Raw genomic sequence first — 26,739 nt, 5'->3', positions numbered from 1 at the left:
GGTGCTCCACACTGACCTCATGCGCATCACTCCCCGCCGACTCGCGATCGGCATGAGCCTCTGGATCCCCAACCTCTTCAGCGGGATCCGCGTCCGTCGTTTCCGCGAGGACTGGACGCACGCGACCGTCGAGCTCCACGTCAACGTCTTCACCCGCAACTACGTCAAGACGGCATTCGGCGGATCGATGTCGGCGATGACCGATCCCTACTTCTTCATGCTGGTCATGCATCAGCTCGGACGCGACTACGTCGTGTGGGACACCCGAGGCGAGATCGAGTTCCTCAAGCCGGGACGTGGAGTGCTGACGGCCGAGTTCGAGGTGTCGAAAGAGAAGGCCGCAGAGATCCGGGAGCGGGCGCACGGGGGCGCCAAGGTGCTCGAGTGGTTCGAGACGGTCATCACCGACCGGGAGGGCGACGTCGTGGCGAAGGTGCGTCGCGAGGTCTATATCCGGGAGAAGAAGCGCGTCACCGCCTCGCGGGGTTGAACCCGGCGCCGAGCGTCGAAGACCTCGCGATCAGCGTCGGGGCGAGTCGCACGGTTTCGCGCGCGGTCGACGCCCCCGACACCAGTCCGAGGACGAGCTCGAGGGCCGTGCGTCCGCTCTCCTCGAACGGCTGGCGCACGGTGGTGAGGTCGAGCGCCTCGGCGACCTCGCCGTCGTCGTAGCCGACGACCGCCAGTGGCGGGGTGTCGACGTCGGAGCGCAGGGCGGACAGGACGGCGACGGCGAACTGGTCGTGATTCGCGACGATCGCCGTCGCTCCTGCGGCTCGGGCTGCGGCGATCACGCGATCGTCGACCGAGGACGGATGCGCCACCGCCAGGTCGGTCACCCCCAGGTGCTGCGTCAGCCCCTCGATGCGGAGCATCCCGGCCGACACGTACGCCGGCGAGCGCTGCGGCTCATGGACGAAGAGCACACGGCGATGCCCGATCCCGGCGAGGTGGCGGCCGATCTGCGCACCGCCGTCGCGGTCGTCGACGAGGACGACCGGACCGCCCACGTCGGACCGCGTCGGCACCACGTCGACATAGACGACCGGGATGCGCGCCGCCTTGCTCGCCCGCCGCGCTGCTCCCCCGAGCGGAACCCCCATCACCACCAGACCGGTCGCGTCCGTGCGCGTGGGCAGCACGTCGAGCAGCGGCTCATCCGCGGCTGCCGCGGAATCGAGGTCGTAGGGGATGATGTCCACCGCTGCGTCCCTGGCCCGCCGGAGCATTCCGGAGAGGCGGCGCAGATACGACGGGTAGGTCGTGAACGGCGCGGCCACCGCGATGCGGGCGGCACCGACCCGGCGGCCCTGCGTCATCCGATAACCGAGGGTCGTGGCCGCCGCGACGATGCGTTCGCGGGTCTCCGGTCGTACCCGGTGGGGGGCGCTCACCGCCAGCGAGACGGTGGAGATGCTCACCCCGGCGCGCTCCGCGACGTCGTAGATGGTGACCCTGCCTGGTCGTGCGCGCATCGCCCGTGTTCTCTCTTCATCGAAGTTCTTCGATTGCCCAGACTAGGTCGGAACTCGTCTTGCGGGAACCCCGCCGAGACGCGAACCCATCGAAGGAGATGCCCGATGCCGACAGCACGGTCCCGGTTCCGACGCCCCGCGCTCGACAGCGCGGTGGCGGCGTGGGAGGAACGCGTCGCACCGCTGCTCGCCCCGGAGCCCGCAGACCCCGCGGGCCGCCGCCGGGTCGCGGCTCAGAATGACGACGCCGTGAGCGCCGCGCTGGGTATCACCCCGCTGCCGACCGCCACCGAGGACCACATCGTCCCGGTCGACGGGCACCCCGACGTGCGCGTGCGGGTCTACTGGCCCGGTGAGGAGCGTACACCGCCAGGGTCGGGGCTCCCCGTGCTCGTGTACTTCTACGGCGGCGGGTTCACCATCGCGGGCATCGACTGGGTCTCCTGGGATGCGCGCTTCCGGGTCAGAGCACACGACGCCGGCATCGTGATCGTCGCCGCCGATTACGCCCATGCGCCGGAGGAGCGCTTCCCCACGCAGCCGGAGCAGTGCTGGTCGGCGTTCGAATGGACCCACGCGCACGCGGAGGAGCTGGGGGCGTCGCCCGAGAGGATCGCCATCGGCGGAGCATCGTCGGGAGGCGACCTCGCCGCGGCCGTGACGCTCATGAACCGTGATCGCTCCGCGCATCCGATCGCGCTGCAGCTGCTGGAGAATCCCGCCCTCGATCTGACCATGGGACATGCCGACATGAGTGGCATCGATGCCCGCATGCCTGGCGTCATCGTGCGCGCGGTCGGCCGGACGCTCGTGCGTCAGTACGTCGGAGACGATGCCGCGGCGGCACGCCGACCGTACGCCTCCCCGCTGCGGGCCGCCTCTCACGAAGGCCTGCCGCCGGCACTGATCCTCACCTCGGAGCTCGACCCCCTGCGTGGTGACGGGGAAGCCTATGCGCGCGCACTCTCGGCGGCCGGCGTGCCGGTGACGGCGATGCGCTTCATCGGACAGACCCACGGCTCGCTGGGATCGACCGGGTTCGTGCCCTCCGCAGACGTCGCACACCGTCTCGTCGTCTCCGAGCTGCGCACGCTCCACCCAGGAGCGACCGCATGAGCGCTCCCGAGTACCTCGAGCCGCCGTTGGGTCCCGAGATCCGCGAATGGATCCAGCGCATCGGCGAACTCTCCGCGGCGCTCCCCGACCTCGAGTCTCGCGAGATGGCAGCCCGTCGCCGGGCGCAGCGCGAGTTGAGCGACCGCCTCGCCGTCGAGTTCACCGCTCCCGTTCCCGCCGAGGTGGAGATCGACGATCTCGTGGTGTCGGGCGGAGCGGGACCGCTGCGTGCCCGTCGGTTCCGCCCGACGTCGGCGATCGGGGCGATGCCGACGATGCTGTGGCTGCACGGCGGCGGGTGGACGGGCGGCACGATCGACGAGATCCTCAACGACCGCCTGTGCGCGGATCGCGCGCTGCGGTCAGGAGTGCAGATCGTCGCGCTCGAGTACCGTCTGGCTCCCGAGCACCCGTTCCCCGCCCCCGTCGACGACGCCGTGGCCGCTCTCGCCGACCTCCGCGAGCGCGCCGCCGAACTCGACGTCGATGCCGACCGGCTCGGTGTCGGAGGCAACTCCGCGGGGGCGACGATCGCGGCGACCACCGCTCTACGCCTGCGCGACGCCGGAGAGCCGCTGCATCACCAGGCGCTCGAAGTGCTGCCCGCGGCACTGCGGCTGTTCGGCGACTCGATGCACCGCCGCCTTCGGCCCTCCGAGCGCACGGGCATCGAGCACCTCGCCGGGCTGTATCGCGCGGGAGCGCCGCTCGCCGAGGCCTCACCACTGGATGCGCCGGATCACCGCGGACTCGCGCCCGCACTCATCCTCGCCGCCGAGTACGACCCGCTCCGCGACGGTGCCATCGCGTACGCCGACAGCCTGCGTGAAGCAGGCGTCCCCGTCGTGCTGCACATCGGACTCGGGCACGACCACGCGTCTCCCGGGCTCACCGGATGCTGGGAGGGAGCCCGCGAATGGCGCGACGCCTTCGTCGAAGAGCTCGCCGGTGCCTACCGCGCCGACTCCCATCCGATGCCCCGACCGTCGGCCGGAGCCGCGACCACCACCGGCACGCGGCCATGAACAGTTCCCACCCCGACCGAGACCAGGAGACGAAGATGTCCACCCACGCCGTCGATCCCGTTTTCCCCGCAGATCCCGCTCCCCCGCTCACCGCCGACGCGATCCCCGGACAGCGCCAGACGCGCCTGTTCTGGATCACCTTCGTGCTCGCGTGGTTCGGCTCCGGCATCGCCCAGGGCGTCGCCGGTGTCGCGATCCCGCAGCTGCTCAAGGAATGGGACCCCGACCAGGCGACGGGCAACCTCAGCATCATCCTCACCCTCGGCGGCGCCGCCATCCTCATCACGACGCCGATCTTCGGTCGGCTCAGCGACCGCTCGATGTCCCGCCTCGGCATCCGCCGCCCCTGGATCCTCTCCGGCGCGCTGATCGCCCTGATCGGCTACGTGATCCAGGCGACCGCGCCGAACCTCCTCGTGCTCGGCGTCGGCACGATCCTGGTCCTCGTCGGATGGGGCGCCGTGTCGATGACCGTCCACACCCTGTTCGCGGATCAGATCCGCCGCAGCATCCGCGCGATCATGTCCGCCGTCACCGGAGCGGCCACCGCCATCGGCATCCTCGGCGGAGTCTCCCTCGCGGGCATCGTCGCGCCCATGGGCCAGATCGGCATGTTCCTGATCCCCGGCGGCCTCTCCGTGGTCCTCGCGCTCACCCTGTTCTTCACGCTGAAGGACATCCGGCGACTGCTGCCCGCCGAGCCGCTCGACTGGAGCGGGGTGCTCGCCACCTTCTGGTTGAGTCCGCGTCGCTACCCGGACTTCGCGTGGGCGTGGGTGTGCCGCTTCTTCATGACCGCGTCGATCGTCTCGGTCACGAGCTATCTCTACCTCACGATCTCCGGCCGCTTCGGCATCGACGACCCGACCGAGATAGCCGCCCTGCAGACTCAGGCCACAGCGGCCTTCACGCTGATGAACCTGGTCATGGCGTTCGTGTTCGGCGTGATCTCCGATCGCACGGGTCGCCGCAAGCCGAGCGTCATCATCGGCGCCCTCGCGAGCGCCGGAGGGCTCATCCTCGCGATCTCCTTCGGCGACATCGCCTTCTTCCTCGTCGGCATCGCGATCGTCGGGGCGGGGCAGGGCGCCTACATCGCCGCCGATGTCGCGCTGATGACGGAGTGCCTCCCCTCGGTCGAAGACGCAGGCAAGGACCTCGGCATCGTGGCTCTCGCCTACCTGCTGCCGGGCATCCTCGTCCCCGTTTTCGGATTCTTCGCGACCCGCATAGGCTCGCCCACAGGTGAGAACTTCGCGGCCCTCTACATCGGCGCGGTCGTGATGGCCGTGATCGCCGCGTTCGCGGTCACCCGAGTGAAGGGCGTGCGATGACCGATGCTCCCCGCCTGGGCGGCGCCGCGCGGCGCGAGTACCGGCGGCTCGCCCGCGTCGCCGACATGCCGGCGAAGACGCACCAGGACGTCGTCCGGACGACCGGCATCCGGGTGGCGTCGGACGACGGCGCCGCGCTCCTCACCGACCACTGGCACGCGGAAGGATCCGGAGGCGACACGATCCTGATCCGCACGCCGTACGGCCGCGACGGGATCGCCGGCGTCGCGCTCTTCCTGGCCGAGCGAGGGCACCATGTGGTCGTGCAGAGCTGTCGCGGCACCTTCGGCTCCGGCGGGACGTTCGATCCGCTGCACGACGAGGTCGCCGACGGGCAGGCGACGATGCGGTGGCTGCGCGCGCAGCCGTGGGCGACCGGACGCGTGCACTCGTGGGGCGGGAGCTACTTCGGGGTGACCCAGTGGGCGTACTGCGACGGCGACGACCGCCCCGACGCTCTCGGCATCGCCATCTCCGCGCGGCGCTTCGACGATGCCATCCTCTACCCGGGCGGCGGATTCTCGATCGACACCCCGCTCACGTGGGCATACGCCCTCGACATCCAGGAGCGGGCGCTGCCGTCGAAGGCCTGGGCGCTGCTGCGTGCCCGGCGCGGATTCCGTCGCGGCGCGCTCGCCGTCCCGCCGGCGGATGCCGTGCGCGTGGCCCGAGGCGCCGATCCGCAGTTCTACCGCGACTGGGTCGAGCACAGCGATCAGGGGGACCCCTGGTGGGAGCCGATGCACTTCGCGCAGGACGTCGACTCCATCCCGCCCGTCACGCTGGTCGCCGGCTGGCAGGATCTGTTCCTCGTGGGCCAGCTCGACGACTACGCGGCCCTGCGCGATGCGGGTCGTCCGGTGCGCCTCATCGTCGGCGACTGGGTGCACGGGGCGCCCGACATCACCGTCATCGGCGTCCGCGAGGTGCTGCGCTCGTTCACCGGAACGGCGCAGACCGAAGGGGTGCGCATCGACGTGACAGGTGGCGGCGGCTGGCGGGAGCTGGACAGCTGGCCCCCGCCGTATACGGCCGTGGAGCTGGAGCTCACCCGCGACGGGCGCCTCGACGGCACGGGCGTCGCCAGCCCCGCGGCCGACCTCACGTACCGCTACGATCCGGCGGCCCCGACCCCGGATGCGGGCGGCAGGACCCTCAATCCGTTCTCCGCCGGGCGCCGCCCCCAGCACACCCGCGAACGCCGGGCGGATGTGCTCGTCTTCACGGGCGACCGGCTTCCCGACGACCTCCTCGTCATCGGCACGCCCACGATCACGCTGTCCTTCGCGTCCTCGAACCCGCGTGCCGATCTGTTCGTGCGTCTGTGCGAGGTGGACGCGCGAGGGGTCTCGCGGGCGCTCACCGACGGGTACCGGCGCCTTCGGCCGGAAGAGGTGCACACGGACGAGACGCACACAGACGAGGCGGGCCGGATCCGTCTCGAACTCGCGCCTCTCGCCCACCGGTTCGCGGCGGGGTCACGCCTGCGCGTGCAGGTGTCGTCGGGCGCGCACCCGCTGCACCTGCGCAACCCCGGAACCGAGGACCCGGTGCGCGACCACTCGCGGCTCATCCCCAGCGATCAGACCGTCCGCGTCGGCGGCACGGCGCCGGCGACCCTCACGCTGCCCGCACTGGCCGTCGTGCCGTCACGCTCGCACGCCTCTTCACCCGTTGTTCACCGGCGCGTGACACGATGACGGGATGCCCCTCGCCCGTCGTCTGACGCTCGGAGACGCGGTCGCCATCGGTCTCGGCTCGATGATCGGCGCCGGTGTCTTCTCCGTGTGGGCTCCCGCGATCGGGGTCGCTGGCAGCGGCGTCCTCATCGCCCTCGCGATCGCCGCGGTCGTCGCATACGCCAATGCCACCTCATCAGCGCAGCTCGCCGCCGCCCACCCGGTCGCGGGTGGCACCTATGCCTACGCCCGCGCGGAGATGGGCCCCTGGTGGGGCTTCATCGCGGGATGGAGCTTCGTGATCGGCAAGATCGCGAGCTGCGCGGCGATGGCCATGACGTTCGCCGCCTACGCGGCACCGGCCGGCTGGCAGCTGCCCGTCGCGGTCGCCGCTGTCGTGCTGCTCGCCGCCGTGAACTGCCTCGGCGTGACCCGCACCGCCCTGGTCACCCGCATCCTCGTGGTGTGCTCCCTGCTCGGCCTCGCGGTCGTCGTGGTCTTCGGGTTCGCCGGCGCTGCGGCGGCGAACCCGACCCCCCTCCCCGATGCCACGGCCTACGGAGTGCTCCAGGGGGCCGGCCTGCTGTTCTTCGCATTCGCGGGATACGCCCGGATCGCGACCATGGGTGAGGAGGTCGTCGATCCCGGACGCACGATCCCCCGTGCCATCGTGCTGGCGCTGGGCGGCACGGTCGTCGTGTACGCGCTGGTGGGACTCGTCGTCGTCCTGGTGCTCGGCGCCGGTGCGACCGATTCGACCGCTCCTCTGGTCGATGTACTGGTGGCCGCCGGGGCATCTACCTGGGCGCCCGTGATCCGCATCGCTGCTGCCGCCGCTTCCCTCGGTGCCCTGCTGGCTCTGCTCACCGGGATCGGTCGTACGGCCCTGGCCATGGCTCGCGAGGGTGACGTCCCTCGATTCCTCGCGAAGATCGATCGGCGCCATCAGGTCCCGCAGCGCGCGGAGATCGCCATCGCGCTCATCGTGGTCGCGATCGTCCTCATCGCCGACCTGCGCGGCGCCATCGGCTTCTCCTCCTTCGGCGTGCTGCTGTACTACCTGATCGCGAACGCCGCCGCATTCCGTCAGAGCGGGTCCGCGCGTCGGTATCCACGGGTGCTGCACGTGCTCGGAGCGCTCGGCTGCCTGGTGCTGGTGAACACTCTTCCCGTGCTGGCCTCACTGATCGGTGCGGGGGTCGTCCTCCTCGGGGTCGGATACCGGCTGCTGCGGCTGCGGTTCGAAAGAGCCTGAGCCCCGCGCACGCCTGAGCTCGACGCGCCGCGGTCAGCCCCGCGCCTGGGAGCGGTACATGCGCGGTGCGATGCCGAGGACCGCCTGGAAGTCGCGCGTGAGATGCGCGTGATCCGCGTAGCCGAGCTCGGTGGCGATCGAGGCCAGGTCGGTCTCCGGGTTCGCTCGCACTCGCTGCGCCGCCTCCTGCAGCCGCCGACGTCGGATCATCGCGGCGGGCGAGAGCCCCACGTGGCGGTGGGTCATCCGCTGCAGGGTGCGCACCGAGACGGCCAACCTCGTGGCGGCCTCCTCGGGGGTGAGCGCGGCGCCATCGCCCATCAGGACGTCCATGAACGCGTTGGCCTGGCGTGCCGGTTCGCCGACCGGCCCCGCACGATCCTCGAGCCACTGAGAGAAGGCCTCGACCGCCCGCTCGCGTCGCCCCTCGCCCGAGCTCATCGTCGACACGACGGCAGCGCGCAGCGCGCCGGTACCGCTCCCGTCGTCGAGTTCCCACTCGTCGTCGACGAGAGACGCCGGATCGTCGATCAGCACGGCGACCGCTGCCGGACGCAGCAGCGCCCCGACGGCCCAGCCGCTCCCCCGCAGATCGCGGTGCGACGCCCGCGTCGTCGCTCCGGCGAGCGTGACGGTGTTCGCGTCGACGACCAGGTTCAGCGCCGGATACGCCACGATCTCCTGCCGTGACGAGCGCCCAGGCTCGATGTCCCACTCCGGGATCCAGAACCACTCCACCAGCTCCGCGGCTGCCGGCGGCGGTGGCAGCCGGTGGAACTGCGGAAGGCGAGCGGGGTAGAGCACCCCGCGGGTCGGGTTCACCATCGGCCCAGCGTAGGCCCCGACGCCGACAGGGCGAGGCTGTCGCGGATCTTCAAGCCGCCGCCGCATCGCCCGTTCTACCGTGGCGTCATGAGCACAGACCACACCACGACGCACACCCCCACGGCCGGCGCGAACGGCACGTACACGACGAACGGGCGCCCGCACAGCGCCACCTCGCTCACCCCCTTCCTCGCCATCCCCGACGCGAAGCAGGCCATCGCGTTCTACCGCGACGTGTTCGGGGCCAGAGTCGTCGACGTGACCGAGTTCGGCGGCGTGGTCGCGCACGCCGACCTGGACTTCGGCCTCGGCCTGCTCCAGCTCGGGGAGCCCAATCCCGAGTACCACCTCGTGCGCTCCCCCGGTGGCGACGACGACTGCTACTCGATGGGGCTGTACGTCGCGGACGTCGATGCGGTCGTCGAGAAGGCGGTCGCCGCGGGAGCGACCGTGCGCGAAGCACCCGCACCCTTCGTCTCCGGTGATCGCTTCGCCAGCATCCGCGATCCGTTCGGGGTGCGCTGGTCTGTGATGACGCGCGTCGAGGACATCTCGGACGAGGAGAGCAGTCGTCGAGTGGCGGAGTGGGCGGCGTCGTTCAGCGGGTCTCCTGCGGACGAGGCGAGCTGAGCGACCGCTCCGCCGCGCGGCACACCGCCGGAAGCAGTGCCTCGGCCGTACGGCGGTAGCCCAGGGCGCTCGGGTGGAAGCGGTCGAGGCTGAACATCGCCTCGGGCTCGTCGAAGAACATCGGGCCCACCGCTCGACGCAGATCGACCGGCTCCGCGCCCGCCCGCCGCGCCGTCTCGGCCTGGATCTCGGCCAGGCGGCGCGACAGACCGGAGGCGATCCGCCGCAACGGCTGCGGCACGGCGCGGAGCGCGCCCAGGTCGGGACACGTGCCGACGACGACCTCGGCATCCATGCCGCGCAGCCTGCGGATCGCCTCATGCAGATGCTGTGCCGACAGCGCAGGAGGCAGTCGGTGCGTCACGTCGTTGCCGCCGACGACGATCACGGCGACGTGCGGAAGATATCCCTCGGGGAGCGCATCGAACTGGCGCGGCAGATCGGGAGACTCCGACCCTACGACGGCCACCGTGCGCAACCGCACCGGTCGCTGCAACCGGCGCCCCGTCGCCTTCGCGAGCCGAGCGCCGAGAGTCTCCTTGCGGCGCTCGGCACCGAGACCGGCCGCGATCGAGTCGCCGAGCATCAGCAGCTCGAGCGGCTCGCCGCTGAGGGACCGGCGCCAGACACGATCCGCGTCGAGGGAGTGCTCCCCCAGCGGCTTCCCGATCCGCCGTCGGGCGAGCGCGGCCTGCTGCACCAGCACGACGCGGACGACACCGAGCACGACGGCCAGAGCGGCACCCGCCAGGGCGATGCGGACGACGAACGCGGTGCCGATGCGACTCACCCCACGATTGCACCCCGTCGGCGTGAACGCGGCGTGAACGCGCATCGGCCCGGGAGGTTCCGGAGGCCGGCCGCAGGAGGCTCAGGACAGGGGCTTGAGCTCCAGGTCTGCGGCACCGGCGGACACGATCGCGAACGAGGTGTAGCCGTCGACCGCCGAACGCTCGAGCAGCGCCTTGACGTTCTTGGTGCGGCGCTCGAGTCGGACCCTGGCGCCGTCCGCGATGAGCGCGGCCTTGTGCGTGACGAGCTCGTGCACCGGAACGTCGGCGTCGTGGATCAGCACGACCGCGTTCGTCGTGACGTCCGACTCCTCTGCGATCAGGTCGACGAGGCGCTCGAAGCCGAGCGAGAAGCCCACCGCGGGCACCTGCTGCCCGAGGAACCGACCGATCATGCCGTCGTAGCGTCCGCCACCGCCGAGGGAGTAGCTGACGGACGGATGCGCGAGTTCGAAGATCGTGCCCGTGTAGTACCCCATGCCGCGCACGAGGAACGGGTCGAAGACGAGCGGGATGTCGGACTGTCCCCGTCCCGCAGCCACGGCCTCGCCGATGCCGACCAGGTGCTCGATCAAGTCGGCCGGAGCTCCGTCGGGCAGCGCCTTGCGGATCTGCCGCTCGCCGAAGGGGTTGTACTCCAGCGTCTGCGGGCGGCGGAGGAAGGCGTCGAACGCGTCGGCGGCTGCGGTCGATGCGCTGCGCTCACGGAGCTCGGTCGCCACTCCCTCCGGACCGATCTTGTCGAGCTTGTCGATCGTGATGAGCACGCCGGGACGCTCCTCGGCGGTGAACCCGAAGCTGTCGAGCATCCACTCCAGCACCCGGCGATCGTTGATGCGCACGGTCGCCCCGTCGAGGCCGAGAGCGTCGACCGCGTCGAGCGAGGCGACCATCAGCTCGGCCTCGGCGCGTGCGGTGTCGTCCCCCATGATGTCGATGTCGCACTGCACGAACTGGCGGTAGCGGCCCTTCTGCGGGCGCTCCGCCCGCCAGACCGGTCCGATCTGGATCGAGCGGAAGACGGTCGGCAGTTGACCGCGGTTGCTCGCGTAGAAACGCGCGAGCGGCACTGTCAGGTCGTAGCGGAGGCCGAGGTCGGAGAGCGCTGCGGGGTCGTCGGCGGCGGCGCGGATCGCGTCGGCATCCAGGCCACGGCGGAGGATGTTGTACGAGAGCTTCTCGTTGTCGCCACCGATGCCGGCATGCAGACGGTCGTACTCCTCGACGACGGGCGTCTCGATCTCGTCGAATCCATGCGCGAGATAGCGCTCGCGGATGACGGAGAGCACACGCTCGCGGCGGGCCTTGTCGGCGGGGAGGATGTCGCGCATGCCGCGCGGCGGGTTCACGGTAGCCACGGTTCCATCTTCCCAGGTCTGCCGACTCGGTCGTGCCGGGATGGGGTCGCGCCGGGATCAGCGCGCGGCTTCGGCGGCGCGCACGTCGTCTTCCAGCGCACGCAGCCGCTCGCGGAGGGCGCGCTCGGCGTCCCACCCCTGCTCGCGGGCGGTCGCCACCAGCGCGAGGAGCGCGTCCCCCAGCTCTTCCTCCGAGGCGGGGGCGGCGGCAGAGGCGACCCGCTCGACGGGCACTCCTGCGCCGATGGCCCGCCCGGCGATCTTCTGCGCGAGCGCGAGCGCCGGCATCCCGCGCGGCACTCCGTCGAGCACGCTGCGTCGGGTGCGCTTCTCCGCGGCCTTGGCGGCGTTCCAGTGCACCAGCACCTGCTCGGGAGTCTCAGCCACCTCCCCGGCGAACACATGCGGATGACGACGCACCATCTTCTCCGTGAGCGTCTGCGCCACGTCGTCGATGTCGAACGGATCGTCCGGGTCCTGCGCGGCGATCGCCGCGTGGAACAGCACCTGCCAGAGCAGATCCCCCAGTTCCTCGCGCAGGTCGTCGCGAGAGCCGACCTCGACGGCATCGATCACCTCGTGCGACTCCTCGATCAGATAGGGCACGAGGTCGCGATGCGTGATCTGCTGCGACCACACGCAGCGCTCCCTGACCGCGCGCATGGTCTCGGCAGCCTCGCGCAGCGGGTCCTCCCCGGGCGAGCGGACCTCGGATTCAACGCTCACGGTTCCTCCTTCTCCCGATGACCGGTTCACGACGGCGACCGATCACGACGCGCGATCACGACGCCGGATCACGACGCCGCGGATGAGAGCCGACGGTACCAGCGCGCACGCAGCGACACGATGATGCCGGAGAGCACCAGCGCGATCAGCGAGCCCACCAGCACACCGAGGATCGCCTGATCCCTGATGCCGCCGTCCTCCGCGAAAGCGAGGTTCGCCAACAACAGGGACACCGTGAACCCGATGCCGCCGAGAGCGCCGGCCGAGAGGATGTCGGCGAACGGCAACGCCGGGTCCGATCCCTTCGGGCGGATGCGCATCGCGATCCAGCCGAACAGCGAGATGCCGATGATCTTGCCCACCGGCAGGGCGACCACGATCGCCCAGAATGCCGGGGACAGCTGCGTGATCGAGACGGCGGGGATCACGACGAACGCCGCGACGAAGGCGAACAGCGGCAGGATCGCCCCGTTCACCGTCGGCTCGAGCGCATGTCTCGTGCGCTCGGCGGGGACGGGTGCCATCACGAGTCCGAGCAGCACGCCGGCGATCGTCGCGTGGATGCCGGAGGAGGCGACCAGACCCCAGGTGACGACGCCGACCAGGACCATGGCAACGGCGATCAGGGGGTGGCCCTTCGCATGCAGGAGTCGGCTCAGCGCCCAGAACACGGCCACGCCCACGATCGCGAGTCCGAACAGCAGCCACTGCACATCGACGGCGAACAGCACGGCGATGAAGACGATCCCGATGATGTCGTCGAGGATCGCCAGGGCGAGCAGGAAGACGCGCACCCGCGACGGGAGTCCCTTGCCGAACATCGCCAGCACCCCGAGCGCGAAGGCGATGTCGGTCGCCGTCGGGATAGGCCAGCCCGGTGCCGTGACGCTGTCCCCACCGGCGATCAGCAGGTAGACCGCGATCGGGACGAGCACTCCTCCGGTGGCCGCGATGGCAGGCTGCACCGCCTTGCGCGGGGAATCGAGTTCACCGTGGGTGAGCTCGTGGCGCAGCTCGATGGCCACGACCAGGAAGAAGACGGCGAGGAGACCGTCGGACACCCAGTGCGCGATCGACAGGTCGAGGGCGGTGCCTGGCACGGCGATGTGGACGTCGAGGAGGGCGGCGAGCGCATCATGCGTCGGGAGGTTCGCGAGCAGCAGGCCGAGCCCGGCCGCGAGAAGGAGGAGGACGGCGGGGAACTGCTGTCCGCGGAGGGGGTTCGCTGAGATGCGCATCCCGTCCATCGTAGGTCGCGCGCGTGCCGCGCACCCGGACGGCGCGGTGACGGAGTACGTCGTCATGCGTGCAGGCGACCCCTCGCACGCGGGATACTCTCGAGGGGTGACCCCCGCACACTCCTTCTCCGAACCCACGAACACCGAGGCCATCCGCGTGATCGGCCGATTCGAGGCGGGCCAGGGCATCCCCGATGCCATGCGCACCGACGTCCGCATGCTGGGCCAGCTGCTCGGTCAGGTGCTGCGCGAGGCCGGTGGCGACGACCTGTTCGACGACGTCGAACGTCTGCGCCTCGCCACGATCCAGGCCTATGAGGACGAGACCTCGGACGCCTTCGAGCGCGCCGCGGCCATCGCCGAGTCGTTCACGGTCGCCCGTGCCGATGAGGTCGCCCGCGCCTTCACCTGCTACTTCCACCTCGTGAACCTCGCGGAGGAGCATCAGCGCGTGCGTGTGCTGCGCGAGCGCGCCGGCCAGCCGGGTCGCGAGGACGCCGCGGACACCGTCGCCACCGCATACGCGCGCCTGCGCACCGAGGTGGGCGACGACGAGGCGCGACGTCGGCTGGAGGGGCTCCGCTTCCACCCGGTCTTCACCGCGCACCCGACCGAAGCGCGCCGTCGGGCGGTGTCGTCGAGCATCCGCCGTCTGTCCGAGCTGCTCACACAACACGATGCGGCGAGCGAAGGCGGTGCGGAGGAGCACCGTGCGCGCCGGCGCATGCTGGAGGAGATCGACACGCTCTGGCGCACGGCCCCGCTGCGGTCGCAGAAGCCGACTCCGACCGACGAGGTGCGCACCGTGATGGGTGTGTTCGACGAGACGCTCTTCACCACGGTGCCGCACGTCTACCGCCGCATCGACGATGCCCTCCGCGGAGACGATTCGGGTGCGAGCGCTCCGGTGGTCCCCGCGTTCGTGCGCATCGGCTCCTGGGTGGGCGGTGACCGCGACGGCAACCCGTTCGTCACGGCCTCCGTCACGCGGGAGGCGTCGCAGATCGCGGCGGACCATGTGCTCCGCGGCCTCGAGCGCGCGCTGGGGCGCATCGGCCGGACCCTCACTCTCGCCGCCGACGACACGCCGCCGAGCGCCGAGGTCACGGCGCTCTGGGAGCGCTTCGCCCAGACGGAGCCCGACCTGGCGGCCGAGCTCGCCACCCGCTCCCCCGATGAGCCGCACCGTCGCGTGCTGCTCGTGCTGGCGCGCCGCGTCGCCGACACCCGCCGCGGAGACGGCGGCCAGCCCTACGCGCGTCCCGAGGAACTGCTCGCCGACCTGCGGGCGGTGCAGGCGTCGCTCGCGGATGCCGGCGCGAAGCGCCACGCGTTCGGCGGGGTGCAGCACCTCATCTGGCAGGTCGAGACCTATGGCTTCCACCTGACCGAGCTCGAGGTGCGTCAGCACTCCCAGGTGCACGCGAAGGCTCTTGCCGAGCTCGATGCGGGCGAAGCCGTCAGCGCACAGACCGAAGAGGTGCTCGACGTCTTCCGCGCGATCGCGGACATCCAGCACGACCGGGGTCTGCGTGCGGCCGGGCGGTACGTCGTCTCCTTCACCCAGGCAGCCTCCGATCTCGCCAACGTGCACCGTCTCGCCCGATACGCGCTCGGCGACGATGCGCCTGTGCTCGACGTCGTGCCGCTGTTCGAGACCTTCGCCGACCTCCAGGCTGCCCCGGGCATCCTCGCCGAGGCCGTGACCTTCCCGGAGTTCCGCGAGCGCATGGCCGCGACCGGCAACCGGCTCGAGGTCATGCTCGGCTACTCGGACTCGTCGAAGGACGTGGGCCCCGTCGCCGCGAACCTGGCGCTGTACGAAGCCCAGGAGAAGATCGCCCGCTGGGCGCAGGACAACGACATCGAGCTGACGCTCTTCCATGGTCGTGGCGGCGCACTCGGACGAGGTGGCGGCCCTGCCAACTCGGCGATCCTGGCGCAGCCGCCGCACTCCGTCGACGGCCGGTTCAAGCTCACCGAGCAGGGCGAGGTCATCTTCGCGCGCTACGGCGAGCCCGCGATCGCGATGCGGCACATCGACCAGGTCGCCGCGGCCACCCTGCTGGCGTCGTCCCCCACCGAGGAGGAGCGCACCAGCCGTGCGGCAGAGCGCTACGCCGAAGTCGCCTCGGCGATGGACGCGGCCTCCCGTGAGCGCTTCTTCTCGCTGGTGAAGGCCGAGGGGTTCGCATCGTGGTTCGCCACCGTGACCCCGATGGAGGAGATCGGTCTGCTCGCGCTCGGCTCGCGCCCGGCACGACGCGGGTTGTCGGTCGAGTCGCTCGAGGACCTCCGCGCCATCCCGTGGGTGTTCGCCTGGACGCAGGCCCGCATCAATCTCGCCGGCTGGTTCGGACTCGGCTCCGCCCTGCAAGCCGTCGGCGACGAGGAACTTCTTGTCGAGGCGTACCGGGAGTGGCCGCTGCTGCGCACCATGATCGACAACGTCGCGATGAGCCTCGCCAAGACCGACGAGCGCATCGCCCGCCAGTACCTCGCCCTGGGCGACCGCGACGACCTGGCCCAGCTCGTGCTGGACGAGCTCGCCCTCACGCGGCGCTGGGTGATCCGTCTCACCGGCGGCACCGGACTCCTCGAGAACAAGCCCGTGCTGCAGCGGGCCGTGCAGCTGCGCAGCCCCTACGTCGACGCCCTCTCGCTCCTCCAGCTCCGGGCGCTGCGTGCCCTGCGTTCGGCGGATCACGGCCCGACCGGCTCCGGAGCCGACGCGGAGCAGCAGCGGCTGCTGCTGCTCTCGGTCAGCGGGGTCGCCGCCGGGCTGCAGAACACCGGGTGACCCGAGCCCTCCCGCCGGGTGCGCTGACGCGGCTGTGGCCGACGCTAGAGTGAAACCTCCGCCTCACCCGGCTCTGCTTTCGCGCGCGACACGATCGCCCGCACCCCATCCCCCACCAGAAAGCCCTTCCGCGTGACCGCTACGTCTCCCGCCGACTTCCATCCGCTCGCCGACTCCGTGCAGCCTGTCTTCGACACGGTGCTCTCCCGCAGCCCGCACGAGCCGGAGTTCCACCAGGCCGTCCACGAGGTGCTGCACTCGATCGCACCCGTCCTGGAGCGTCACCCGGAATACGTCGACGGCGGCATCCTCGAGCGCCTGGTCGAGCCCGAGCGTCAGATCCTCTTCCGTGTGCCGTGGATCGACGACGCCGGGAAGCTGCACGTCAACCGCGGGTACCGCATCCAGTTCTCCTCCGTGCTCGGCCCGTACAAGGGCGGGCTGCGCTTCCACCCCTCGGTGAACCTGTCGATCATCAAGTTCCTGGGCTTCGAGCAGATCTTCAAGAACGCTCTCACCGGTCAGGGCATCGGCGGCGGCAAGGGCGGGTCCGACTTCGACCCGCACGGCCGCTCCGACGCCGAGGTCATGCGCTTCTGCCAGTCGTTCATGAACGAGCTCTACCGGCACCTCGGCGAGCACACCGACGTCCCCGCGGGCGACATCGGCGTCGGCGGCCGCGAGATCGGCTACCTGTTCGGCCAGTACCGCAAGGTCACCAACCGCCACGAGTCGGGCATGTTCACGGGCAAGGGCACCGGATGGGGCGGGGCCGAGGTGCGCACCGAGGCCACCGGCTACGGCGCGGTGTTCTTCGCGCAGGAGATGCTCGCCGTGCACGGCGACTCCCTCGACGGCAAGCGCGTCGGCATCTCGGGCTCCGGCAACGTGGCCATCTACGCGATCCAGAAGGCCACCCAGCTCGGTGCGACCGCGGTCACGGCGTCCGACTCGTCCGGCTACGTCGTCGACGACGCCGGCATCGACCTCGACCTGCTGCGTCAGATCAAGGAGGTCGAGCGCGCCCGCATCGTCGAGTACGCCAACCGTCGCCCGAGCGCCCGCTTCGTGGAAGGCGGCAGCGTATGGGAGGTGCCCGTCGACATCGCGGTGCCCTCCGCCACGCAGAACGAGGTCTCCCTGGCCGATGCGGAGGCCCTGATCGCCAACGGCGTGCGCGCGGTGTCGGAAGGTGCGAACATGCCCTGCGTGCCCGACGCCGTCGACGCCTTCCAGAAGGCCGGAGTGCTGTTCGCCCCCGGCAAGGCCGCGAACGCCGGTGGCGTCGCGACCTCGGCGCTCGAGATGAGCCAGAACGCCTCCCGTCAGCGCTGGAGCTTCGGCGACAGCGAGAACAAGCTCCGCGAGATCATGGGCGACATCCATGGCGCCGCCTTCGACGCCGCAGAGCGGCACGGCGTCCCCGGCGACTACGTGGCCGGGGCCAACATCGCCGGCTTCGAGCGCGTCGCCGCCGCGATGCTCGCTCAGGGCGTCATCTGACCTTCCGGTCGCGATATGTCAGCTGTTTCCACCTTTTGAGCTGACATATCGCGACCGGAGCGGGTCAACTCTCGTCGACCGGCACCTTGACCACCTTGTTGTACCCGGTCACCGCCTGGTTCTCGTCGAACGCGACGACCTTCTTGCGGAAGCCCTTGGTGATGATCGCGAGGTAGACCACCCCGATCGCGGTCCACACCAGACCGCCGCGCAGCGCGTCCTCGTGCAGGTTCGCCCACAACAGGCCGGTGAGCATCATGCCGATCCCCGGCATCACGATGAAGCTGAAGATGTCGCCCGGGGTCTTGCGGCGGCCCTTGCGGATCGCGAACCACGCGATCACCGAGATGTTGACGAACGTGAAGGCGATCAGCGCGCCGAAGTTGATCCACGCCGCGATCAGCTCGAGCGTGAAGGGGATCGCGAGCAGCGAGATGGCGCCCACCAGCACGATGTTGAACGTCGGGGTGTGGGTGCGGGGGTTGATGTAGCCGAACGCCCGCTGCGGCAGCACGTTGTTGCGCCCCATCACCAGCAGCATGCGAGACACCGAGGCGTGCGAGGCGAGACCGGAGGCCAGGGTCGCGCAGAAACCGGCCGCGGTCAGCACGGCCATGAGCACGGGGCCGCCGACCAGGTTGCCGATGATCGGCAGCGTCGAGTCCTCGACGAACTGCATGTCGCCGCCGGGGGCGAACTCGTTCCAGTCGGGGAAACGCAGCTGCGTGAGGTAGCCCGAGATCAGGAAGATCGCCCCACCCAGCAGCACGGTGAGGAGAATCGCCTTCGGCATGATCTTCGGATCCTTCGCCTCCTCCGCGTACATGGTGACGGCATCGAAGCCGATGAACGAGAAGCACACGATCGTGGCTCCCATCAGCACCGCCCCCATGGTGGCGCCGTCGTGGAAGATCGGCGTCAGCGAGGCGACCGTGCCCGCACCGTCGCCGCGCATCAGCTGTGCGATGACCATCACGACGAACACGGCCATCACGACGATCGAGAACACCAGCAGGATCATGTTCATGTTCGAGGTGCCGCGCATCGTCAGGTAGATGATGCTCGTGACGAGGATGCAGTAGAGCACCACCCAGATCCACCCGGGGATCTCGGGGAACAGCGCCTCGAGGTAGCTGCGGATGATGAGGCAGTTCACCATCGGCAGCAGCACGTAGTCGATGAGCGACGTCCAGCCGACCATGAACCCGAGGTTCGGGTGGATCGACTCGCGCACGTAGGTGTATGCAGACCCGGCGCTCGGGATCGCACTGGAGATCTTGCCGTAGCTGATCGCGGTGAAGACCATCACGACCAGGGCCACGAGGTAGGCCGCCGGTACGACGTTGTCGGTGTCTCGGGCGACCATGCCGAAGGTGTCGAACACGACGGTCGGCGTCATGTACCCGAGACCGAGGCCGACGATCGCCCACAGCCCGAGGTTTCTCTTCAGCGTTCCTCCACCTTGCGCGAGCGGCTTCGTCTTCGTGGCCATGGGTACTCCTCGGGGGACAGCGCATGGGTCGGACTTCGGGTCGTCCGACGCTGAGCAACAGTATGGACCGGAGGGAATCATCTGCGCTACGGCGAATTCGGTTCGAAATGCGCTTTTAACAATCGGACGTACCGCGGGATTCGAAGATCCGCGCCGCGGTCTCCATCCTTCGGCGAGCACCCGATCCAGCATCGCGACGACATGGTCGGCGCTCTCGGCTGTGAGGCACAGCGGCGGCTTGATCTTCAGGACGTTGGATCTCTCGGAGGTGGTCAGCACGATCACACCGAGCTCCCGCATCCGTTCGCAGATCGCCGCGGCCTCGGCGGCCGCCGGCTCCATCGTGTCGCGGTCACGCACGAGTTCGACGCCGAGATACAGGCCCTCCCCATGCACGACGGCCACCAGCGGATGCCGATCGACGAGGCCGCGAAGCCCCTCGGCGAGGCGGGCGCCGATCACGGCGGCGTTGCGCTGCAGGTCGTCCTCGACCATGGCGTCGAGCACCGCGAGTCCGACACGACAGCTGAGCGAGCTCCCACCGGCCGATGAGAAGAACTGCCCCTGCGTCGACAGCGCGTCGGCGATGCGCTTCGACGTGATCACACCACCGATCGGGTAACCGTTGCCCATGGGCTTCGCGATCGTGACGATGTCCGGCACGACGCCTGCGAGCTCGAACCCCCAGAAGGCGGACCCCATCCGCCCGAAGCCGACCTGCACCTCGTCGGCGATGCACAGCCCGCCCGCCGCCCTGATCTGCGCATAGGCACCATCCAGGTAGCCCTCGGGGAGCACCACTCCGCCCGCGTTGCCGAGGATCGACTCGCAGAGGAACGCTGCGACCTCCCGCCCCTCGTCCTGCAGCCGGTCGAGATCGCTCGCGAGGTCGGCGAGGTAGTCGGCGGCGACATCCGCCCCTCGATACGTGCCGCGGAAGCGGTTGGGCACATCCGCGACGTGCACCCAGTCGGGACGCGTCTCGAGCGCGGAGGGGTTGTCGTACGCGCTGGTGGTGACCGCATCGCTCGCCGCGGTCCAGCCGTGATACGCCTCGCGCAGTGCGACGACCGTGCGTCGTCCGGTCGCGGCCTGGGCCAGACGGATCGCCAGATCGACCGCCTCGGAGCCGCTGTTGACCAGCAGCACGGTGTCGAGTCCGCTTCCTTCCGGCATCAGGGCGAGCAGCCGTTCGCTGTATTCCGCGAGGTCGCGGAACAGGAAGCGGGAGTTCGTGGCCAGGGTGCGTAGCTGGCGGCCTGCCGCCTCCGCGACCTTCGGATGCGCGTGCCCGAGGCCGGCGACGTTGTTCACCATGTCGATGTAGGTGCGCCCTGTGGTGTCGATCAGGTGGTGCCGCCATCCGCGTTCGATCTGCGGAGGACGCTCGTAGTAGCGCTCCTGCGCGGAGGCGAAGATCCGCTCACGTCGCCGCAGTTCCGCGGCCGCGTCGTCGCGCTGCACGAACGACGGCAGCCCGAGCAGCGGTGCGGGGTCGGCGGTAAGACGGCTCCACGCCGGGACGCGCTCGGGCGCGACGAGTGGCGCACCGTCCGCCTGATGCTCCGGAGCATCATCGCTGTGGATGCCGACGGTCAGGCGCCGCGGCTCGAATGCGGCAGCGATCCAGCCCACGGTCTCGCCGATGTCCACGGGGCGCTCGCGCCGCTCCTCCGCGTCGAGCCCCGAGATCTGCAGCACCCAGTCGTGACCGTCGCCAGCACCGTCGTCGCCTGCACCGTCGCCAGCACCGTCGTCGCCAACACCGTCGTCTCCAACACCGTCGAGATCGAGGACGAGACGGGCCACCCCGCCCCGTTGCGTCACCCGCCCGCTCGCCGGAGCCGCCACCCTCACGCGAGGGCCCGGAGGGAGATGCAATTCACACGCCGTCGCCCACGTCTCCCCCGACTCGGCCTCGTCGATGCGCGCCCGGGTGAGTCGGAACACCCCGTACGGCAGCACCGCTACGGCGACCCCGAGCTCGATCGCCTCGGCGACCAGTTCCCGCTCCGACGTCTCCTCGAGCCAGCGTCCGCCGTCGAGGTCCGCCGACTCGACACCCGGATCGATCACGGCGACGCGACCGGTGAGATCCGGCAGGAGCGCGGCCAGCGGAGCGGCGTCAGGATCGGTCACCACATCCGCCGCATCGAAGCCGGGGCCCTCATCGACGCCCACCGCGGCGAGCACGTGCTCTGTCATCTCGACGAGCGGCAGCAGTGTCGCGGCGTCGAAGATCGCCTGCTCGCCCGCGACCCTCTCACGCGCGTAGTCGTTGTCCCCGTCGATCTCCAGCTGACGCCACCCGCTCGCGACCAGCAGGGCAGCACGCAGCACCACGAGCGGCCAGACCGCTCTCGCCTCCGTGTCGCTCAGCGGCGCATGGCGATGGAACGCGGCGACCGTCTCGAGCACCCGCAACGGCCGCTCGGGCTCGTGGTGCAGCATCGATGCCGCGCACACCGCCAGCTCGGCGACGCGCCAGCCAAGCCCGAGGTCGCCGAGATCGAGCACCGTGCGCGGGTGCAGCCGTGCGTCGTCGCCGCGCTCCCCCATCACGTTGTCGTCCGTGAGGTCGCCGTGGATCGCCTGCACGGGGAGCCGGTCGGCGAGAGGCTCGACGGCGGCATGCGCCTTGGCCGCGGCGCGCAGCACCCGTCCCCGGAGCGCGGCATCGGCGATCGACGGCGCGAGCGCATCGATCTGCTCGTACGCGACGCGCATGTCCCACATCTGCCGACGGTCGAGGCCGGGATGATCCAGCGCCGACAGCGCGTTCACGGATGCGCCGGCCAGCGCCCCGAACTCCGCGAGCACGACGGGTGCGAGGTATCCGGCATCCACCATCGGCTCGCCCGGCGCGCACTCGCTGCGCCGCGCGGCAAAGCCGTTCCAGCGCTGGGTGAGCGCGCCGTCGAGCCCCGGGAGGACCGCCGGGACCTCGACGCCTGCGTCACGGTAGGCATCGAGTGCGACGTGCTGCGCCTCGCGCTCGTCATCGCCGAACACCGGGTTGTCGATCCTGAGCACGCTCTTCGCCCCATCCTGCGTGGTGAGCAGGAAGTTCCGATCCTGGTTGCTGCCCAGCTCCTCCGCGGTCGCCGCGATCCCCCAGCAGTCGAGGGCGATACGCGTGGCGTCGGCCGTGCTGACGGCGGGGCGGACCAGGCCCACGTCGCCCGTCATGCGTGGGACTGCCCGCGGTGCGCGTCGAGGCTCACATCCTGCGCATGCCGTGCCAGCGAGCTGCCGTAGCGCTCCGTCAGCTGCACCATCAGGTCGGGGGTGTCCCGGTCGACCCCGAAGACGTGCCCGGGGAAGTCGAGGTCGGGCTGCGCCGCCGCGATCTCCTCCTCCCGGTCGGGCGAGAACAGCTGCACGGGGTCGCCGACGGCCACCCAGCCGATCGGCACGACGGTGCCCTCAGGCAGCACCGCGCGGCGGAGCACGATCGCGTTGACGCGCACCTCGCAGCGCGATCCGATCAGAGAGCCGTTGAACACCCGCGACCCCGAGGCGAGGAACGTCTCCTCCCCCACGGTCGCACCGGCGATGCTCGACAGCGTGCCGATCAGGGTGTGCGATCCGATGTGCACCGCGTTCGCCGCAGTCGCCCGGATGAGCGCGTTCTCCATGACGATGACGTGCTCACCGAGGGTGATCGCGCCTCCCTCGGCGGTGATCACGGCGCCGTGCAGCACCTGGCAGCCCGGCCCGATCTCCACGTCTCCGGAGACGACGGCGGTGGGGGCGATGACGGCGGTGTCATGGATGCGGGGGCGAGCCCCGAGGTGCTCGTACAACATGCGGCCAGACTAGTACTGCGGCCCGGGGCCCCGCGCTACTCGGCCTTGACCGGTTCGGGGAAGATCGCCGTGAACAGCTGTCCGACCCACTCGAGCAGTTGCGCATCGGGCAGGGGTTCGAGCCCCACGCCGACTGCAGCAGGGACCGTGGGCATCGGCACGACCAGAGCCTCTCCCCCGGAGACGAGCTTCGCCTTCGGGTACAGACGCTGCAGCCGCACCTTGATCGAGTCCTCGAGCCGCGCGGGCGCGATGCGCAGGTTCGACCCCATCACCACGACGTCCGTCAGCCCCGCCCGTGCCGCACGACGACGAAGGCGCGAGACGGCCAGCAGCCCTTCGACCTCTTCCGGCGGAGTGCCATAGCGGTCGACGAGCTCTTCGACGACGAGGTCGATGGCATCGTCCTTCGCGGTCGCAGCGGATGCGGCGGAGAGCTTCTGGTACGCCTCGAGGCGCAACCGCTCACTGTCGATGTAGTACTCGGGGATGCGCGCGTCGAGGGGCAGCTCGAGCCGCAGCTCCTGCCCGGTCTCGACCTCGTCGCCGCGGAAGGTCGCCACGGCCTCGCCGATCATGCGCAGGTACAGGTCGAAGCCCACGCCGGCGATATGACCGGCCTGCTCGGCACCGAGCATGTTGCCCGCACCACGCAGCTCGAGGTCCTTGAGCGCGACCTGCATCCCCGAGCCGAGTTCGTTGTTGACCGCGATCGTCTGCAGACGGTCGGCGGCAGTCTCGCTCAGCGGCTTCATCTCGTCGTACAGGAAATAGGCGTAGGCGCGCTCTCGCCCACGACCGACGCGGCCGCGCAGCTGGTGCAGCTGGCTGAGTCCGTACTTGTCAGCGCGGTCGATGATGATCGTGTTCGCGTTCGCGATGTCGAGTCCGGTCTCGATGATGGTCGTCGACACGAGCACGTCGAACTTGCGCTCCCAGAAGTCGTCGACGACCTGTTCGAGCTGGTGCTCGGCCATCTGACCGTGTGCGACCGCGATCCTGGCCTCCGGCACCAGTTCGGCCAGCTCGCTCGCGACCCGCTGGATCGACTGCACCCGGTTGTGCACGAAGAACACCTGGCCTTCGCGCAGGATCTCGCGTCGGATCGCCGCCGCCATCTGCTTGTCGCTGCGGGGACCGACGAACGAGAGGATCGGATGCCGGTCCTCCGGTGGCGTCGCCAGGGTCGACATCTCGCGGATGCCGGTGACCGCCATCTCCAGTGTGCGCGGAATCGGGGTCGCGCTCATAGCGAGGATGTCGACGTTCGTCTTCATCTTCTTGAGCGCGTCCTTGTGCTCGACGCCGAAGCGCTGCTCCTCGTCGATGATCATCAGGCCCAGGTCCTTGAAGATCACCTGATCGGTGAGGATGCGGTGGGTGCCGATCACCATGTCGACCGAGCCCTCCAGCAGGCCCTGCAGGGTGAGGCGCGCCTCCTTGTCGGTCTGGAAGCGCGACAGCGGCCGCACCTTCACCGGGAAGCCCGCGAAGCGCTCCGTGAACGTCTCGAGGTGCTGCTTCACGAGCAGCGTCGTCGGCACGAGCATGGCGACCTGCTTGCCGTCCTGGATCGCCTTGAACGCGGCACGGACGGCGACCTCGGTCTTGCCGAAGCCCACATCGCCCGAGAGCAGACGGTCCATCGGGATCGGCCGCTCCATGTCGGCCTTGATCTCGTCGATGGTCTGCAACTGGTCCTGGGTCTCGGCGAACGGGAAGGCTTCTTCGAGTTCGCGCTGCCACGGGGTGTCGGGGCCGAACGCGTGGCCCTTCGCGCTCATCCGGGCGGAGTAGAGCTTCACGAGCTCGACGGCGATGTCGCGGACGGCCTTGCGTGCTTTGCCCTTGGCCTGCGACCAGTCGCTGCCGCCCATCTTCGAGAGCGTGGGGGCCTCGCCACCGACGTACTTCGAGAGCAGGTCGAGCTGATCCGTCGGAACGAACAGCTTGTCGCCGGGGTACCCGCGCTTGGAGGGCGCGTACTCGAGAACGAGGTAGTCGCGGATGGACTTCGTGGCGTTGCGTCCGCCGGTGGACACCTCGCGCTTGGTCATCTCGACGAAGCGGCCGATGCCGTGGGTGGCGTGTACCACGAAGTCGCCCTGCTTGAGCTGCAGCGGGTCGACCACGTTCTTGCGGCGCGATGCGAGCTTCTTGACCACGCGCTGGTCGCCGCCGATCGTGCGGCCGTAGAACTCGTTGTCGGTGAGGACCGCGAGCTTCGCCTCCGCCACCTGGAAGCCGGCTTCCACGGACCCGGTGACCAGCGTCGCGACGCCGCCCTCCGGTGCATCGCCGAGCGTCTCGACCACTCGGGCGGCCAGGCCGCGGTCGGCGAGCACGTCGCGTGCGCGGTCGACCAGACCGCCACCGGCCGCGATCACGACGACGCGCCACCCGTCGGTCAGCTTCGCCTCGACGAAGGAGATCGCGCCGTCGACGTTGCCGTGGAAGGACGGGATGACGGCGGCGCCGAGGTTCGTGGCGTCCGCGTCGCCCTCGCCGAGCCCGGCTCCGAACGGGCTTAGCCGCCACCACACGCCGTCCCGATCCCGCACGACCTCGCGCAGCTCGGCGATCGTCAGGAAGTCGCCGGCACCGAGGTCGATGGGAGCCGACGCCCCCGAGGTCGCGGCGCTCCACGCGGCATCGAGGAACTCGCGATTCGTGTCGCCGAGGGTGATGGCACGCGCACTCGAACGCTCCGGGTCGATGATCGCCGTGGCGCTGCCGACGGGCAGGTACTCGGCCAGCGACTTCAGCGGCCCTGCGACGGCGGGGAGCAACGACTCCATGCCCTCGACCGGGATACCCTCAGCCATCTTCTCGAGCATTCCCGAGATCGCGGGGAAGCCTTCGACCAGGGCACGGGCACGATCTCGGACCTCGGCGGTGAGCAGCAGCTCGCGGGTGGGAGGCAGATCGACACCGGTGACGTCGCCGGGCAACGAGCGCTGATCGGCGACCGAGAACGCGCGGATCTGGTCGATCTCGTCGCCGAAGAACTCGACGCGATACGGATGCTCCGACGTCGGAGGGAAGACGTCGAGGATGCCGCCGCGCACCGCGAACTCTCCGCGACGGGACACCATGTCGACGCGCGAATAAGCGCGCTCGACCAGCTGCTCCACCACGAGGTCGAGTTCGTTCCCCCTGCTGCCGACGGCGAGTTCGAGCGGGGCGATCTCTCCCAGGTTGCCCGCGATCGGCTGGAGCGCGGCGCGCACGGACGCCACGACGACGAGCGGGTGATCGCCCGACCACTCGGCGATCCGGCGCAGGGTCTGCAGCCGCTGGCCGACCGTGTCGGGGCTCGGGCTGAGCCGCTCGTGCGGCAACGTCTCCCAGGCCGGGAAGGTCAGGACATCGGCCTCCGGAAGGTAGGCGTGCATCGCGAGCGCGAGGCTCTCCGCCCTCCTGCCCGTGGGGACGACGGCGAGCAGGGCGGCGGGGTGCCCTGCCGCGGCGCGCTTCTCGAGCAGCCCGGCGAGCGCGGGCGCATCGAGCCCGTCGACCAGGCCGAGATCGGCGTCGGTGCGCGCCCAGCTGAGGGCATCGCGGTACAGAGACGCCTCTTCCAAGGCGCGCAGAATCCCCGGAACAGTCACCGGACAAGACTAGTCGCGCCCACCGACACTCCGGCCGCTCCGCGTTCGCAGGGGCATCGTTCTCCCTAGGCT

General features: G+C 70.2%; 18 protein-coding genes and 1 pseudogene. 9 read left to right on the top strand and 10 right to left on the bottom strand.

Features of this window, described 5'->3' with window-relative positions; genetic code table 11:
* Positions 1 to 19 precede the first annotated feature (19 nt).
* Entirely contained in the window at positions 20 to 490 is a 471-nt protein-coding gene (locus tag HDC31_RS05695; protein WP_046749849.1) for a PaaI family thioesterase, read from the top strand.
* Here the strand turns inward: HDC31_RS05695 and HDC31_RS05690 are convergent.
* Entirely contained in the window at positions 471 to 1,475 is a 1,005-nt protein-coding gene (locus tag HDC31_RS05690) for a LacI family DNA-binding transcriptional regulator (protein ID WP_113680108.1), read from the bottom strand. The genes HDC31_RS05695 and HDC31_RS05690 overlap by 20 nt on opposite strands.
* A 105-nt stretch (positions 1,476 to 1,580) precedes the next feature.
* Here HDC31_RS05690 and HDC31_RS05685 point away from each other — a divergent pair, with 105 nt between their 5' ends.
* Genes HDC31_RS05685 through HDC31_RS05665 form a run of 5 tightly spaced genes read left to right on the top strand, consistent with a single transcriptional unit; the run spans position 1,581 to position 7,884 of the window.
* Positions 1,581 to 2,591: an alpha/beta hydrolase gene (locus HDC31_RS05685; protein ID WP_046749645.1), complete on the top strand. Its 1,011-nt coding sequence runs from the start codon at positions 1,581 to 1,583 to the stop codon at positions 2,589 to 2,591.
* The gene (locus HDC31_RS05680; RefSeq protein WP_179515897.1) at positions 2,588 to 3,616 is read left to right on the top strand and encodes an alpha/beta hydrolase; all 1,029 of its coding nucleotides are present in this window, start codon (positions 2,588 to 2,590) and stop codon (positions 3,614 to 3,616) included. The genes HDC31_RS05685 and HDC31_RS05680 overlap by 4 nt, the downstream gene beginning before the upstream one ends.
* A gap of 35 nt (positions 3,617 to 3,651) precedes the next feature.
* A complete protein-coding gene (locus HDC31_RS05675; protein WP_113680800.1) occupies positions 3,652 to 4,950 on the top strand; it encodes an MFS transporter in 1,299 nt (432 codons plus the stop codon).
* Complete coding sequence (locus HDC31_RS05670; protein WP_179515896.1) at positions 4,947 to 6,650, top strand: CocE/NonD family hydrolase; 1,704 nt, start codon at positions 4,947 to 4,949, stop codon at positions 6,648 to 6,650. Before HDC31_RS05675 ends, HDC31_RS05670 begins: the two co-directional genes overlap by 4 nt.
* Positions 6,651 to 6,654: 4 nt before the next feature.
* On the top strand, positions 6,655 to 7,884 hold the full coding sequence (locus HDC31_RS05665) for an APC family permease (protein WP_113681025.1): 1,230 nt from the start codon (positions 6,655 to 6,657) through the stop codon (positions 7,882 to 7,884).
* Positions 7,885 to 7,917: 33 nt separating this feature from the next.
* On the opposite strand, the gene HDC31_RS05660 is transcribed toward HDC31_RS05665, so the two are convergent.
* Positions 7,918 to 8,709 carry a helix-turn-helix domain-containing protein gene (locus tag HDC31_RS05660; protein WP_179515895.1) on the bottom strand — a complete coding sequence of 264 codons (792 nt, stop codon included), beginning with the start codon at positions 8,707 to 8,709 and terminating at the stop codon, positions 7,918 to 7,920.
* A gap of 87 nt (positions 8,710 to 8,796) precedes the next feature.
* On the opposite strand from HDC31_RS05660, the gene HDC31_RS05655 reads away from it, so the two are divergent.
* On the top strand, positions 8,797 to 9,339 hold the full coding sequence (locus HDC31_RS05655) for a glyoxalase/bleomycin resistance/extradiol dioxygenase family protein (RefSeq protein ID WP_046749648.1): 543 nt from the start codon (positions 8,797 to 8,799) through the stop codon (positions 9,337 to 9,339).
* Here HDC31_RS05655 and HDC31_RS05650 read toward each other — a convergent pair.
* The 4 genes from HDC31_RS05650 to nhaA form a co-directional block, all read right to left on the bottom strand.
* Positions 9,308 to 10,129, bottom strand: a complete 822-nt coding sequence (locus HDC31_RS05650; protein ID WP_374939217.1) for an SGNH/GDSL hydrolase family protein — start codon at positions 10,127 to 10,129, stop codon at positions 9,308 to 9,310. The two genes, HDC31_RS05655 and HDC31_RS05650, sit on opposite strands and share 32 nt — an antisense overlap.
* Before the next feature lie 81 nt (positions 10,130 to 10,210).
* Positions 10,211 to 11,461: a histidine--tRNA ligase gene (hisS, locus tag HDC31_RS05645; protein WP_218867592.1), complete on the bottom strand. Its 1,251-nt coding sequence runs from the start codon at positions 11,459 to 11,461 to the stop codon at positions 10,211 to 10,213.
* 84 nt (positions 11,462 to 11,545) lie between these two features.
* Positions 11,546 to 12,151, bottom strand: coding sequence for a MazG family protein (locus tag HDC31_RS05640; RefSeq protein WP_082682688.1), 606 nt, complete (start codon positions 12,149 to 12,151; stop codon positions 11,546 to 11,548).
* Between the two features lie 131 nt (positions 12,152 to 12,282).
* Positions 12,283 to 13,452, bottom strand: coding sequence for a Na+/H+ antiporter NhaA (gene nhaA / locus HDC31_RS05635; RefSeq protein ID WP_113680147.1), 1,170 nt, complete (start codon positions 13,450 to 13,452; stop codon positions 12,283 to 12,285).
* A gap of 106 nt (positions 13,453 to 13,558) precedes the next feature.
* Here nhaA and HDC31_RS05630 point away from each other — a divergent pair, with 106 nt between their 5' ends.
* Positions 13,559 to 16,252, top strand: a complete 2,694-nt coding sequence (locus tag HDC31_RS05630) for a phosphoenolpyruvate carboxylase (RefSeq protein WP_058632535.1) — start codon at positions 13,559 to 13,561, stop codon at positions 16,250 to 16,252.
* 132 nt (positions 16,253 to 16,384) lie between these two features.
* The gene (gene gdhA, locus HDC31_RS05625; RefSeq protein WP_113681030.1) at positions 16,385 to 17,755 is read left to right on the top strand and encodes an NADP-specific glutamate dehydrogenase; all 1,371 of its coding nucleotides are present in this window, start codon (positions 16,385 to 16,387) and stop codon (positions 17,753 to 17,755) included.
* A 64-nt stretch (positions 17,756 to 17,819) separates the two neighbouring features.
* Here gdhA and HDC31_RS05620 read toward each other — a convergent pair whose 3' ends face one another.
* The 4 genes and pseudogenes from HDC31_RS05620 to mfd form a co-directional block, all read right to left on the bottom strand.
* Entirely contained in the window at positions 17,820 to 19,187 is a 1,368-nt protein-coding gene (locus HDC31_RS05620; protein WP_113681033.1) for an APC family permease, read from the bottom strand.
* 234 nt (positions 19,188 to 19,421) lie between these two features.
* Positions 19,422 to 22,436, bottom strand: a pseudogene (locus HDC31_RS05615) (aminotransferase); the annotation flags it as partial.
* A complete protein-coding gene (locus HDC31_RS05610; RefSeq protein WP_046749654.1) occupies positions 22,433 to 23,056 on the bottom strand; it encodes a gamma carbonic anhydrase family protein in 624 nt (207 codons plus the stop codon). The pseudogene HDC31_RS05615 and the gene HDC31_RS05610, both read right to left, overlap by 4 nt.
* Before the next feature lie 35 nt (positions 23,057 to 23,091).
* The gene (mfd, locus tag HDC31_RS05605; RefSeq protein ID WP_179515892.1) at positions 23,092 to 26,667 is read right to left on the bottom strand and encodes a transcription-repair coupling factor; all 3,576 of its coding nucleotides are present in this window, start codon (positions 26,665 to 26,667) and stop codon (positions 23,092 to 23,094) included.
* Positions 26,668 to 26,739: the final 72 nt, after the last annotated feature.

Source organism: Microbacterium sp. JAI119 (assembly GCF_013410135.1).
Taxonomy (GTDB): domain Bacteria; phylum Actinomycetota; class Actinomycetes; order Actinomycetales; family Microbacteriaceae; genus Microbacterium; species Microbacterium oxydans.
The sequence above is the reverse complement of the archived record's forward strand: the minus strand, read 5'-3'. Positions and strand labels throughout refer to the sequence as shown.